Annotated in this window: 9 protein-coding genes; all 9 read right to left on the reverse strand. The window is 36.4% G+C overall.

The genetic code is table 11. From position 1 onward, the window contains the following. Nucleotides 1-36: 36 nt before the first annotated feature. Entirely contained in the window at nt 37-4,407 is a 4,371-nt protein-coding gene (locus tag JK139_RS11820; RefSeq protein WP_218331358.1) for a CusA/CzcA family heavy metal efflux RND transporter, read from the reverse strand. Between the two features lie 142 nt (nt 4,408-4,549). Further along, nucleotides 4,550-4,948, reverse strand: a complete 399-nt coding sequence (locus tag JK139_RS11825) for a hypothetical protein (RefSeq protein WP_218331359.1) — start codon at nt 4,946-4,948, stop codon at nt 4,550-4,552. Nucleotides 4,949-5,078: 130 nt separating this feature from the next. Next, nucleotides 5,079-5,714 carry an HXXEE domain-containing protein gene (locus JK139_RS11830; protein WP_074417805.1) on the reverse strand — a complete coding sequence of 212 codons (636 nt, stop codon included), beginning with the start codon at nt 5,712-5,714 and terminating at the stop codon, nt 5,079-5,081. 348 nt (nt 5,715-6,062) lie between these two features. Continuing rightward, nucleotides 6,063-8,114 carry a putative porin gene (locus JK139_RS11835; RefSeq protein WP_074417806.1) on the reverse strand — a complete coding sequence of 684 codons (2,052 nt, stop codon included), beginning with the start codon at nt 8,112-8,114 and terminating at the stop codon, nt 6,063-6,065. 70 nt (nt 8,115-8,184) lie between these two features. Beyond that, nucleotides 8,185-9,006, reverse strand: coding sequence for a purine-nucleoside phosphorylase (locus JK139_RS11840; protein ID WP_074417807.1), 822 nt, complete (start codon nt 9,004-9,006; stop codon nt 8,185-8,187). 21 nt (nt 9,007-9,027) lie between these two features. Further along, a complete protein-coding gene (locus JK139_RS11845; RefSeq protein ID WP_218331360.1) occupies nt 9,028-9,498 on the reverse strand; it encodes a nucleoside deaminase in 471 nt (156 codons plus the stop codon). A 128-nt stretch (nt 9,499-9,626) separates the two neighbouring features. Further along, nucleotides 9,627-12,812 carry an efflux RND transporter permease subunit gene (locus JK139_RS11850; RefSeq protein ID WP_218331361.1) on the reverse strand — a complete coding sequence of 1,062 codons (3,186 nt, stop codon included), beginning with the start codon at nt 12,810-12,812 and terminating at the stop codon, nt 9,627-9,629. Between the two features lie 21 nt (nt 12,813-12,833). Continuing rightward, nucleotides 12,834-13,955 (reverse strand): efflux RND transporter periplasmic adaptor subunit, encoded by a 1,122-nt coding sequence (locus tag JK139_RS11855; protein ID WP_218331362.1) that lies wholly within the window; start codon nt 13,953-13,955, stop codon nt 12,834-12,836. Between the two features lie 18 nt (nt 13,956-13,973). After that, nucleotides 13,974-15,302, reverse strand: coding sequence for a TolC family protein (locus JK139_RS11860; RefSeq protein WP_218331363.1), 1,329 nt, complete (start codon nt 15,300-15,302; stop codon nt 13,974-13,976). Nucleotides 15,303-15,517: the final 215 nt, after the last annotated feature.

Raw genomic sequence — 15,517 nt, forward strand, 5'->3', positions numbered from 1 at the left:
AGTCATTTTTTTTGAATTAATTATTTTTATCTCCATTTACTGCAGCAGATAATGGATTTCTGAAACAGCCATTTGCTGATTATACAGTACACTTAAATAATCATTTTGCAAAGCAATGGCCTGTGCAACAAGTGTACTCCACTCAATATAATTGATGGCACCCGATTGATATTGCAATGAAGCAGTTTGCATTAAAACATTAGCCTGCGCCAAACCTTTTGTTTGATAATATTGTACAGATGAAAAATATTTTTTGTACAACTGTGCATATTTATTATAAGAACCGGACAACTGATTTTCAATGGAAACAATTGCTGCTTTTGCAGTTTGTTCATTAATTGAGGCTGCCTGAATACGGGCATGTTGTGCTTTTGCAAACAGCGGAATGCCCATACCCAAAGAAAAAGAGGAGAAACGTGAGGATGCATTATAATAATCCTCCACCCTGTCTTTAGAAAGTTGCCAGCCAACAATAGACTGATTGTTATAACCAATCACAAAATCGGGTTTCAATTTGGCTTTCTGTAATTTAGTTTGCATCAATGCCTGAAGCTGCTGCTGTTGGTATAAATGCACATACGGGTGTTGCGCTAATTTAGCACTATCCAACAAAATTGGTGTAGCAGCTAAACTATCAGCAGGCTCAAACAATACATTTTGTTGTGTAAATATTTGCAATTGAAATTGTGTTGAAAGAATATCAGCTTTTATTTGTTCCAAACTCATGCTTACATGACCGGCTGTGTTTTCCAAGGTCGTTTTTTCCAACAAATTGCTTTCACCCTTATTATAACGAAGTATTGCCACATTTTTATAAAAACTATAAATACTATCTAACCTTTTCAGCAATTGCAGTTGAGCTGTTTGATACTGTAACGTAACATAGAGTTGTTCTACCAATTTTTTAATTTCTGCTTTTTGCAAGGTTGTTTGTGTCTGAGCAATAGCAGTATTGGTCATAAGCAATTTTTTAACAGAGGCATAATATCCAGGTAAAGCAAAGTTTTGAGTTACCATAATTCTCGAATCAAAAAACATGCTGTTATAATTACCCAGTTCTGCATTCAGTTGTGTTTTCGGCAATTCAGCTGAAGTTGCCTCCATTATTTTATTATACTTTTCCTGCAATAATGAAACTTTTAATGCAGGTGCATTTTGCAAAGCCAGGTCTGTTATTTCCTGCAAAGAAGCTTTTTTTACAGTTGTTTGCGCATGTAAAAATGGCGCACTAAATAAGAGTAACAACAATAACGCACCAGGCAATTTGTTTTTTTGTATGTGTTTCATTGGTTTCTTTTTTGTTTCAAACAACAAATACAATGATGGTAATACTAACAATGTTAATAAGGTTGCCGTTAATAATCCACCTATTACTACAGTGGCCAAAGGTCGTTGTACCTCAGCACCTGCACCATTGCTTAAAGCCATTGGCAAAAACCCTAGTGACGCAACGGAGGCAGTCATTAATACCGGTCGTAACCTGATTTGTGTTGCCTGAATAATAATTTGAATGATTGATTTTCGGCCTTCTACTTTCAAATGATTCATTTCTCCTATTAAAACAATTCCATTTAATACCGCAACACCAAACAATGCAATAAATCCTACACCTGCAGAAATACTAAATGGCATATCCCTTAACCATAGTGCAAATACACCACCAATAGCAGAAAGTGGAATGGCAGAAAAAATAAGTAAGGCATATTTTAAATTCTGAAAAGCAAAGTAGAGCATTAATAAAATTAAAATCAACGCAATGGGTACAGCAATACTTAACCGTTTAGTGGCTCTTTGCAGATTTTCATATTGTCCACCATAAGTAATATAAAAGCCCGGTGGAAATTTTAATTGTTTTTCCACTTTTGCATGTAATTCATTTACAATACTCTCTACATCTCTGCCCCGTACATTAAAACCAACAGTAATTCTACGGTGGGCATCTTCACGTTGTATTTGATAAGGACCATCTTTTACTTCAATACTTGCCAAATTATTCAACGGAATCTGCAACCCATTTGCAACACCGATTTGCAGGTTACCAATATTGCTGATACTTTCTCTCTGATTCTCATCTAACCGAATCACTAAATCGTAACGTTTATCGCCTTCAAATACCAATCCTGCTGTGGCACCGGCATAAGCTGCCTGTACCGCCATATTTATGTCAGCAATATTGGCACCATATTTTGCAATGGCTTCCCTGTTGTAATGAATCACAATTTGCGGAACTCCGGTAACTGTTTCCACATATAAATCACGAGCACCTTTAACCGATTGAATGATATTGCCCAATGCACCTGCAAAATGAGCCAGTGAGTCTAAATCATCTCCAAAAATTTTACATACTACATCTTGCCTGGCGCCGGTCATCAATTCATTAAAACGCATTTGCACCGGGAATTGAAAACCGGTAGCCACACCCGGAACCTCCTCTAAGGCTTTGCTCATTTTTTCAGCCAGCTCATCAAATGTTTTAGCGCTGGTCCATGTTTTTTTATCTTTCAGAATTACCATCATGTCAGCAGCCTCTACCGGCATAGGATCGGTTGGAATTTCGCCGGAACCAATTTTGGTAACTACTTTTTCTACCTCGGGAAATTGATGCAACAATACGCTTGCAGTTTTTTCGGTAGTAGCAATGGTGTTGGTTAATGAAGAGCCCGTTAACAAGCGGGTATCAACGGCAAAATCACCTTCTTCTAATTTTGGGATAAACTCGCCACCCAATGTAGTAAGCAACCATACCGCCACTATAAAAAATATAAAACTAATGGCAACAATGGTTTTAGGAACTTTTAAAACTTTAATCAAAACAGGCTTGTACCATTGCTGCAAACGCATTATCATTTTATCAGAAAAGTTTTTTTTGTGCTTCACTTTTTTACTCAGTAACAATGAAGTAATCATTGGCACATATGTAAGCGATAAAATAAACGCACCCAAAATAGCAAAGGAAACCGTTTCTGCCATTGGCTTAAACATTTTTCCTTCTATTCCCTGCAAACTAAGTATGGGTAAATAAACAATCAGTATTACAATTTGCCCAAATGCAGCAGAACTCATCATTTTACCTGCTGATGATTCCACTTCTTTATCCATTAGATGCTGATTCAATTTCGTTGCATTGATATATGCATGTGAATGCACAATTTTATGCATCACAGCTTCAACTATAATTACCGCTCCATCTACCAACAAACCAAAATCGAGTGCACCCAAACTCATTAAATTGCCACTAACACCAAAAAAATTCATCATTACAACAGCAAATAGCATACTCAATGGAATAACAGAAGCTACAATAAGGCCGGCACGTAAGTTTCCCAAAAAAACAATTAGCACAAACAGTACAATTAACGCGCCTTCCTCTAAGTTTTTTTCAACGGTACTAATGGCGTTATTCACCATTTTTGTTCTGTCTAAGAAAGGTTCTATCATCACACCTTCGGGCAATGACTTTTCAATTTCTTTAATACGCTTTTTTATATTGCCAATTACCTGGTTGCTATTTCCACCCTTTATCATCATCACTACCGCACCGGCTACTTCACTTTTATCATTAAAAACAGTTGCTCCATATCGTATAGCTGTACCATATCTTACATCGGCTACATCACTAATTAAAACAGGTATTCCGTTATCTGTTTGTTTTACTACAATGTGTTGAATATCATCCAGTGTTTGCACTAATCCTTCCGTTCTAATAAATAAAACATTAGGACCTTTCTCAATATAAGCGCCACCTGTATTTTGATTATTGGCATTCATAGCCTTGAACACATCGGCAATGGTTAACTGAAAACTCTTTAATTTATCTGTATTCACAGCAACTTCATATTGCTTCACCTTTCCACCAAAACTGCTTACATCTGCAACCCCATCTGTACCTAATAATTGGCGACGCACAATCCAGTCTTGAATATCTCTCAAATCTGCCAAAGAATATTTTCCCTCATATCCCGGCTTTGGCCTAACAACATATTGAAATATTTCTCCAAGACCTGTTGTAACTGGACCCAATTCGGGTGTCGCAATGCCGAGGGGAATTTGCGATTGTACCTTTACCAAACGTTCACTGATTTGCTGACGTGCCCAGTACAAATCGGTATTATCATCAAACACAATTGTTACCAAACTTAAACCGAAACGAGAAAAACTTCTTTGCTCGGCAATACCGGGCACATTGCGGGTTGCCTGTTCAATGGGCACCGTAATTAATCGTTCTACATCCGGAGCACCCAAACTCGGCGCAGAAGTAATGATTAAAACCTGATTATTAGTAATATCCGGTACTGCATCAATCGGTAATTTGGTAACCGAATAAACGCCATATCCAATCCATGCAAATAACAGTAATCCAATAATCAGTTTATTTCTTACAGAAAATTGTATAATAGCTTGTAGCATAATAAACACATACATTTAAATATTTAGAATAGCCTACAACAAGCTGGTACCGCTTAATTACAATAACAGTATACCAACATGAAAGTGATGTAGATGAAATAAAATAGAGTACTACAATTTTTATGATAAAAATTGCTGTGTATTATGCTAATTTGGGAGGCTGAAAAATATCCTGTAAGCGGGTGAAGGAGTATTCCGGATCTTTATCGATTCTAAAAGTTTTTTGAACAAATGGAGGCGGGGCAGACTGAACAGAAATAGGATGTGAAGGCATACTTACAAAACCAAACATAAACGCATTAGCAGACTGCTGTGTTTTAAAAGGCAATTGTTGATCTTGCTGCCAGTCAGCATCAATCACCAATTTCTTATTGTAATGAATTCTTAAAAAAGAAATAAAAGAAATAAAAGAAATATCGGGATCTTCTGAACGATGCTGTATGTAATGCTGTACCAATAAAGGCAATTTGAGTAACTGATAAGCTTCAGTTGCCCCAAACAGGAAAATAAGTATTAAAAATATTGCAGCAATTTTTTTCATTATTGGTACTAAAACATGTGCAATTTACGCATTTATTTTAAATAAAAAGCCGGATCATTGCAATCTGGCCCATTATTATACAATAATATACATATTTTTAATCTACCCGGCAAGTAGGATAAACCTGCCATTAGTTTGTTGATTTTGATGAATAAGTGGCTCCTTTTCTGAATTTAAAATGCACATTTTTATTCTTCATCCAATCAATTAACTTAACGAAATTTACAAAGATGAAAATAAGACCTAAAGGAAGGCCAATTACATAATCCCAAACACCGGCAGCATGTTCAGAAATTAAAGCCCAAAAATAAAAAATAGAAACAGGCATTAAAAAAACGATACCGGTTACCATACCCGGGTTATATTTGGTTTTAGCTTTGATGTTGTAGTAAAAAGTATGCATTATAAAATTACCAAATAAAAACAGCATTACTGCAATACCCAGCCAAACAGCAGATATTGATAAAAAACCGGCAATAATAAAGGTAGTCCACTGCACACCCACATCCATTATAAAAGCGCTATTGGGGTTTAATGGATAACTATCTGGCAGTTTGCTTTTGTACAATACCTTATTAATCATTTGTGGGAAATAACCCGGCCAGTGATACTCTTCAAACTGGTGCAATAACAATGATGCAAAACCAACCCAGATAGCGAGTGTAACATCTGATATTTTATTAATTTCCATGAAAATACCCTTCAACACTACAACTGATAAAACGGCACCCACATCAAACCATTTTCTTCTAAAAAATTCTAACATAAGATAAAATTTAGGGGTGAAAAAATATTGATATAGCTAATTTTATAAGTCCAATAACCATACCATTTAACATATAAATAAATATTTCATACACTCAAACCCTTAACTGCAAACGCTTACAGTAGATAATTAAAAAAAAATTAAAATGCACTGAAGGTGAATGACCAAATTAAATCTATAAAAGCAATCAATTTTTTACAAACAGAAAAATAAATGCCTGTCTAAAACTTTAGTATCAGAACATAAGTTACAAATAAAAATTCAAGTATGCAAGCAATTTTTTATTGATTGATATTAGTGTCCTTCAAAAAATAAAAAGTGAAAGTATGTTACAGTTTCAGTCAACTACTAATTTACAAAATTCCACCATACCCCAAATCGAAACCATAAAGGCCTTTCCGGATAAAGTGGTGTAATAAAATTGTATTTATTGAAGGTAAACCCTTTGGAAGGGTTGATGGTATTGATGTTTTCTAACCGAATAAATCCTTTGAAGCCTTTAATTCTAAAATGGAAAAACAAATTCACATCCGGTCGGTTAGCTGTTATGTAAGCAGACTGATAAAAGAACTGGCCAATAAAAGGGGAATAATTGTCGGCTTTAAAATTTGAATAGTACCTTACTTCAATACCTGTAGAAAGAAATAAGTTGGTATAAAAATTACCTTCAAAAGCCAGTCGGTTTCTGGTTAATAAAAAAGGTACATGAATAGGAGCATTTCCGGTTACCTGTTGTAAATGTACTTCGGTATACCAATTCCAATGCTTTGTGAGTTTAAATTTCTTCTCAGCACTTACATGAATAAAATTGAATAAATTTTTATCCTGGGTAGCCACAAAGAAACTATCAAAATAAGTGTAATTATTCATCAAATAATATTCACCACTTAAAGTAAACGCCGCTTTCGGATTATCATAAATAGCAGACAATTTAGTAATATTTTCTTTTGAAAAATTCTGTTTGTCACTCACCGGGAATGCAGTAGCAGGATCGAAAATAAAAGAAGGTGTTCTGTTTGTATTTTGAAAACCTAATGCCAATGTTCCTAACCGTTTACTTAATTCTCTTTGCAGACTTATGAAAGCATGATAATCGCCACTATTATACCCATTCAGATATAATTTACCAGATATCTCTACATCCCATTTTTGATTTCGGGTTCTGTTTCTGTATTCACCCAACAAATAAATATTATGATAATTTTGCGTTCGTGTATTGAGTGTATCGGTAAATGTTCCTTTTAATAGCTGGATACCTAAACCTGCTTTAAAAAACTGACTTTGATTGTTTTTATCGGGAAATGTAATGGCGGCAAACTCGTTGGTAATATTACTCCAGGCATCTTTATAACTTAAACTGTCGCGTATGGTGCTGAAATTAAAATATTGCTGGTATTGCGAATCAATTACATTGTTGTCATAATAATTATAACTACTACTTTTAATAATGAGTGTATGTTGTAAACGCAAACGAGCATAAAACAACTTATAAGTAACAGAATCGGTTACCAATGAATCCTTCTTGCCAAAATCGTATTGTTGCCTAAACAAATAAGTATTTTGCTTATATACATTACCCGTACTAACAGTTGTGCTAAATGGGTTGGGGTTGGCAATACCGGCAATACCCAATCTGGTTTCCAATTCATATGGATTGTTGAGTGCAAGGTTATTAATTTTACCGGGGTTTTTTAAACCCCCATTTTCAGAGGATGCATTTTTATTGGAAAGAAAAATGAAGTAATTTTCGTAGCGTTTATTCGGCGATTGATAATGGGTGGTAAACCGTAAATTATTGTTACTGGCATTTTGATTTTTATAAGTACCGGGTGCATTTGTAAACCGATATTCGAAAGAAAAATTGAAATTACTTTTTCGGTTTTGCGTATGCAAAAAATCGAGCAACTGTTCTGATTTATTGCCTAACAAATATGCAATTTCCGTATAGGGACGCGTTGTTTGATATATTTTAGTATTTTCTAATGTAAAATTATAAATATCAAACTGATGAAAACCGGCATCCCAACCGGATTGCATCATGGGAGAAAACAACAGGGAATGCGATGCAGTTCCAAAATTGCCTAACGTATAATAATTGTAAGGTTGTGGGAAGCGCTTTGTAAAATCATTTAAAGAAGAATCTATTTTACGAATACTGGTAGAGTCGAAATGCCTGTAAAAAATAGTGATAGAATCCGCATACTTATCACGGTGTTGCAATGAATCTTGTTTGGGTTGTGCAGGAATAGGACGCCCGTTTCTATCATAAGAAACATTACCGGTATTACCACCTCCAAATCGGCCGGATTGACCGTATTGTTGTTGCGCAGCAGCTAAGTTTGTAAAGCTGATGAAAACCATCCATAAAAAAATTATTTTTACTGCTGCCAATTTGTTCATGCTAACTAAATGATGTGCAAATTAAAGCTAAAGCTTTAAAAGAACCGTTATAATCCATGCACACTTGTAATTATAATTGTTGAATTAACTCCATAAACAACAAACTAAGCTTAGGTTCGGCAGCTTTGGCGGCTTGTAATACTTCTTCGTGGGTAATGATGTTATCTTCATGACGAATTCCTAAATCGGTTACTACGCTTACTGCAAATACTTTCATACCTGCATGTACTGCGGCAATGGTTTCCTGAACAGTACTCATTCCCACCACATCACTGCCAACAATTTTAATAAGTTGGTATTCGGCATGTGTTTCAAAAGTAGGTCCGGTAACAGCCGTATAAATCCCCTGATGCAATTCAATATTGTTTTCTTTTGCAATTTGAATTGCCTTTTCAATAAGTACTTTACAATAAGGTTCACTCATGTCGGGAAAGCGGGTACCCAAAGCCTCTTCATTGGGACCTATTAATGGATTGGCAGTAAAAAAGCTAATATGGTCTTTTAAAATCATTAAATCCCCCACTTTATAATCGGGGTTCACAGCTCCGGCAGCATTGGAGAGTAAAAGGGTTTCAACTCCCAACAACTTCATTACCCGAATAGGAAAAACCACTTGTTGTGGAACATAGCCTTCATAAAAATGAAAACGACCTGCCATAACAATAACAGTCTTTCCTTTTAGTTTTCCAATAATTAATTTACCGCCATGTCCCTTTACGGTACTAACAGGAAAATGCGGAATTTGTGTATAAGGAATTTCTTTTTCAGCTTCTACCAAATTGGCTAAATTACCAAGACCACTGCCTAAAACTATACCCACTTTAGCTGTAATGTTTGCTTGTGACATAATATATGCAACTGCTTCCTGTAACTCGCTCATTAAATTGCTCATTATTATAAAATTTGAAAAGTATTAATACAATGTTTTTTTGTCTTTTTGTTGCCAGGCTTCAAACATAGCAATGGCTTCGTTTCTGCCTATACATTCCATTACTATTTTACGCTGATCTACCGGCAGCGTTAATTCATGATAAATAAATGAATCATCAAATCCAATGGCTGCAGCGTCTTCCCTTGTATTGGCATAATATACTTTTTTAGGCCTTGCCCAATAAATAGCACCCATGCACATGGGGCATGGTTCGCAGGTAGTATAAATTTCGCAGTCGATAAGCTGAAAATCGTTCAATACTTTACAAGCCTCCCGAATGGCTGTTACTTCGGCATGTGCGGTAGGGTCGTTTAACAACAACACCTTATTGCAACCCCGGGCAATAATTTCGTCATTTTTCACAATTACACAGCCAAATGGTCCACCCTGGTTAGCCATCATTCCTTCCAAACCTACTTTAATGGCTTCTCTCATATAATGTAAAGCACTCATGTACACTTGTTTTAGCAGCTGCAAGGATATTACATATTTTTTAATAAGGGAAAAAAAGTGGATAAAACAACAACAGCCTTAACGGAAAGTAAGGCTGTTGCAAGAAGATGGATTATTTGTTTTAACCTCTATATATTAGCTTTGGGCAGATCATTTATTTCATCTAAACGTTGCCTGCGCAATGCTTCTAATTTCTGTTTGCCATAAGCTATCTTAGCAATCAGCACAAATAAAACAGGCACTATAAAAATAGCCAGTAAAGTGGCAGCCAGCATACCACCCAACACGGTAAATCCAATGGTAGAACGGGCGATCGCGCCGGCACCGGTTGAAAAAGCCAAAGGCAATACTCCTAAAATAAAAGCCATTGAAGTCATTAAAATTGGTCGTAATCTTAATTTAACAGCCTCCAGTGTTGCAGGTACTATATCCATTCCACTATCTACCCTTTCCTTGGCAAACTCAACAATTAAAATGGCATTTTTTGCAGCCAGACCAATTAGAGTTACCAAGCCAATTTGCGCATATACATTATTATCGAGCCTTGGAATAAATGTTAACGTTAAAATGGCACCAAAAGCACCAATGGGGACCGCCAGCAATACCGAAAATGGAATACTCCAACTTTCATATAAAGCTGCTAAAAACAGAAATACAAATAAAATAGATAAGCTAAATATATACACTGTACTGTTGCCGGCATTAATTTCTTCGCGGCTTAAACCAGAAAACTCATAACCATAGCCTGCAGGCAATACTTGTGCAGCTACTTCTTTTAATGCATCAATGGCCTGCCCACTACTATACCCTTCTTTGGGTGTACCATTAATTTCGGCCGTTCTAAATAGATTGTAATGCGAAATAAGCGGTGCGCTTTCCGTAAGCTGATAAGTGATTAAAGTACTCATCGGCAACAAAGTACCTGCCTGATTTTTTACATAATACTGATTCAGGTCTTTAATATCACCACGATATAAGGAATCTGCCTGAGCCACTACGTGAAAATTTCTGCCATAAATGGTAAAATCATTTACATAACGACTTCCCAGAAATGTTTGCAAGGTATTGTATACATCTGCAATAGAAACTCCTAATTTTTTACATTTTTCACGATCAACATCTACCTTATAACCCGGAGTTCGAGCGGTAAAGAAGCTAAATGCCCTGGCTATTTCCGGCCTTTTATTGGCAGCCATTACAAAATTCTGCACCACTTTTTCAAAGGTTTTAATATCGTCGGTGCTTTCTCGTTGCTCTAATTCAAAAGTAAAACCGGCAGTTTGCCCCAAACCAGGAATGGCTGGTGGCTGAATTACCACAATATTTGCCTCTTTGATAATGGCAAAGCGTTTTTGAAGCGTTGCAATGATGGATTTAATTTGTTGTGATTTATCGGTACGTTGATCCCAAGGTTTTAATTGGCAGAAGATGGTTCCGCTGTTTGATTTGGTGGCAAATGTTACTACGTTCAATCCGCCTAAAGCCGCAAAATGGCCTACTCCTGGAACTTCTTTTAAAATTCCCATCATCCGGTTTAATACATCTAAACTTCGGGTGGTTGAGCTGGCTTCCGGTAACTCAAACGTAATATAAATACGGCCTTCATCTTCAGTAGGAATAAAGCCGGTGGGTTTGTTTTTAAATAAAATGGCAGTTCCAACAAAAATACAAACTAGCAATACCATTGTATAAGGTGCCCATTTAATTACCTTTCTTACACCAATGGTATATTTAGCTGTTGTTCTTCTAAACCATTCATTAAAACGGAAAAAGAACTGATTAATACCTCTTGATTTTTTGTTTAAGTCCATAGGTCGCAACATCAGTGAACAAAGGGCAGGTGTTAATGACAATGCAACAAATGCAGAAATTAACACAGAAATTGCAATGGTGATAGCAAATTGCTGGTACAAACGCCCAACAATACCGGGTATAAAACCAACAGGAATAAAAACTGCTGCCAGAATTAAAGCAATGGCCACTACCGGACCCGATATATCGTTCATGGCACGTGCAGTAGCCTCTTTGGGCGTTAAATGTTCTTGATCAATATAGTGCTGCACAGCTTCTACCACCACAATGGCATCATCTACCACAATGCCAATGGCCAGTACAAAACCAAACATGGTTAATGTGTTAATGGTAAACCCTAAGGGTACAAAAAATGCAAATGTGCCAATAATAGAAACCGGAATGGCCAATACCGGAATTAAAGTAGCACGCCAGCTTTGCAGGAATAAGAATACAACCAGAGTAACCAGTGCCAACGCTTCTAATAAAGTTTTTACCACTTCATCAATCGATACTTTTACAACAGAAACAGATTCAAATGGAACGGTATAATCTACATCTTTCGGAAAAGACTGCCGCAACTGATTCATGGCATTATACACACCCTGCGCAGTCTCCAATGCATTGCTGCCCGGCGCCTGGTATACCAGTAAATAAGAAGCTCTTTTACCATCTACAAATGAATTGCTGGCATAACTGAATTTACCCAATTGTATACGGGCTACATCTTTTAAATACACCAATGACCCATCAGATGGTTTACTGCGAACAATAATATGTGCAAACTGATCTTCGGTACTCAACCTACTATTGGTAAACACATTGTATTCAAACGACTGGTCGTTGCTTTGCGGAGGAGCTCCTACCGATCCGGCAGCAATTTGCAGGTTTTGATCCTGCAGTGCATTCAACACATCGGTAGTAGTTAACCCTAACTGCGCCATTTTATCGGGTTGTAACCAGATACGCATGCTAAAATCATCGGCACGGGTAAAAATATCGCCCACCCCTTTTACACGCAACAACGCATCGCGTACAAATATGTTGGTATAGTTATCTACAAAAGTTACGCTATGGGTGCCATTGGGCGAGTACATAGCCACCAGCATTAAAATACTGGGATTTCTTTTACGGGTAGTAAGGCCCAGTCGCTTTACATCATCGGGCAATTGTGGTGTGGCAATACCCACTCTGTTTTGTACATCAAGTGCACCAATATTTACATCGGCTCCTACATTATATACTACATTAATGGTGGTGCGCCCATCGCTGGTACTATTGCTTTGCAGATAAGCCATTCCGGGTGTACCGTTTACCTGCGTTTCAATAGGTGTAGTTACAGTTTGTTCAACGGTTTGTGCATCTGCCCCATTAAAGGTTCCGGTAATTTGAACCGTTGCAGGTGTAATATCGGGATATTGACTTATGGGTAAATTTAAAATAGCCAAAACGCCCAATAACACAATTACAATAGATATAACAATTGCCGTAACCGGGCGTTTTATAAATGTATTTGCAATCATAATATTTTCTAAATTATTTGTTTAGTGAGTCTGCGGTGCAGCTAATTGAACTTTTGCACCATCTCTTAATTTTTGTATCCCATCGATTACAATGGTATCACCTTCTTTTAAACCGGAACGAACCACAATTTTATCATTGATGCGTTGACCTAAAGCAATTTTCTGTTCTGTAACAGTTTGGTTGGCACTCAGTACAAACACAAAATATTCACCCATTTGCTCTACCACTGCTTTAAATGGAATGAGTAAAAATTGTTGCAATGGATTATTGTTCTTTACCCGAACATTACAACTCATTCCGGGTTTTAGCATATTGTCTTTATTGGGGAAGATGAATCGAACACGAATGGTACTGGTTTGGGGATCTACTGCCCTGTCAATAAAACTAAGTGTACCGGGTAAAGGATATACAGACTGGTCATTAAAGTTCATGGTAAACATAGAATCTGAAGCCGGTGCAGGATGTGCTTTTAATGCAGCAAAGCGGGGTATTAGGCTTTGATCTACAGCAATATCAACTGCCATCGGATTGTCTGAAGATATTGTATTCAATAAAGTTTGATTGGCCGAAATAAGTGTACCCATTTTTACCTGCGAAATGCCAATGGTACCATCAAAAGGTGCATATAAAACAGAAAATTTCAGATCGGTTTCTGCTCTTGCAACTGCTGCTTTTGAAGCTGCTACCTGCATTTTTGCAGCCTGTAAATCTGTAATGGCATGATCAACTACCTGACGGGCTATGGCATCTTTCTTTAGCAGTTCGGTATAACGGTCGGCATCTTGCTGTGCCTTGTCTAAATTAGCCAAAGCCACATTCATATTGGCTACTGCCTGATTATAAGCAGCCTGATAGGTTTCATGGTCAATATCATACAACTTCTGACCCTTGTAAACATGTTGTCCGTCATTAAAAAAAATACCTTTTATGTATCCGGTAACCTGTGCACGCAATTCAATTTCGTTGAGTGCTGCAACAGTGGCAGGATAGTTATCATAATATACGGCCGAACCTTTTTGTACCTGGTAAGTGTTAACAGCAACGGGTGGCAGTGCTTGTTGTTGCTGCTGTTTGTTGGTGCAGGATGCCATTAAAACTAATCCTGTAAAATATACCAAAATATAACGTAACGAATTATTCATATAAAAATATTTATATTTTTAATTTTTAATAGTACCTAAAGCTTTTTCAACATCGATTTTACTTTCCAACAATTGATAAAGCGCATCATAATAATTTAACTGTGCAGTGCGTAAATCACTTTCAGCAACAATAACATCTAAATAAGTTTTAATTCCGGAATTGTATTGGAGTTGAATGGTTTCATACACATCATTGGCAAGCGACAAATTATCTTTCAATGCAACATAATTGGCAAGATTGCCTTTGTAATTGGCCAGTGCTGTTGCATACTCAGTATTTACGCGGCTTTTCAAAGCTACCACATCCCAGTTTAAACGATCTATTTGTAATTGCGCTTCTTTGATTTGGTTCACACGTTTATTTCCCTGAAAAATTGGAACAGATAATTGCAATCCAATATTTGAGTTACCTAAATTTTGGTTGTACAATTTTCCAAAATCATTATTCAAATAGTTGAAATTATAAATACCATAAGCAGAGATGGTGGGAATGAATCCCCATTTATAATATTTTAAATTGGCCTGCTGTAACTTTTGCTGGGTAACCAATTGCTGATATTCGATTCTATTTTCGAAAAATACATTTACAGAAGTATCTATAAACGCATCTTTTTCCATGGCAGTGGTATCATAACTTAAATGTAAATCTGCTGAATCAGGATATCCCATTAACTCTTTTAAATAAACAGATTTTGCTTTTACCAAATCAAAAACCTGCTTACGTTGTGCTATGGTATTGTTTAATGAAATGGTAGCTCTTTTATAATCGGTTTTATCTACAATACCCGCTTCGTATTGATGATAAGAGTCCTGCACATTTTTCTGCAAACGAATAATAGCCTGGTCTAACACCTGCACTTGTTTTTGCGTTAATAGCACATCATAAAATGCCTTGCTCACATTTACGGTAACATCAATTTTATTACTAACAGTATTTTGCCTTACCTGCTTTTTTACCTGTTGTGCTGTTTGGCTGGCTAATAACGCATCTCTGTTAAAGATATTTTGGGTAAGTGTTAAACCCAGATTAGATGCATTATAAGTACCATTGCGTACATAATTCCCACCAAAATAAAATGCAGGTAATTGGTAGTTGTGCTGAATATAATAGTTCATACTAATTTGTGGATACCAATCGGCCAATTTGGTTTGAATGGTTTTATCTACAATCTGCTCGTCTATTAAAGATTGCTGCACAATGGGTTGGTGTTGCAAAGCATATTGAACGCAAGACTGTAATGTTGCCTGCGCCAGTGTATCTAAAGCAGGCGTTTTTAATGGCCCCTGAGCTTCATTAGGTCCAATACTGAATACTAACAAAAAAAGTAATAAAAATATTCGATTCATATTTTATTTTAATTTTATATATTAAATGTAGCTTTTTTAGAAAGATACTTATTGATTTTTCTTTTTGCAATAATTATAACCGGAGAATTGGTGAAAGGAGTGCGAAGTTAAAAGTTTAAACACTAAAAAAACAAACAATTATTTAGTCGTTCCTCAAAAACGAATAGAACACAATGGGATCAATAGTTTATGAACAAATGCGGATAAAAAAGGTT

It is taken from the genome of Hydrotalea lipotrueae, from assembly GCF_019249625.1.
In the GTDB taxonomy this organism is placed as follows: domain Bacteria; phylum Bacteroidota; class Bacteroidia; order Chitinophagales; family Chitinophagaceae; genus Hydrotalea; species Hydrotalea flava.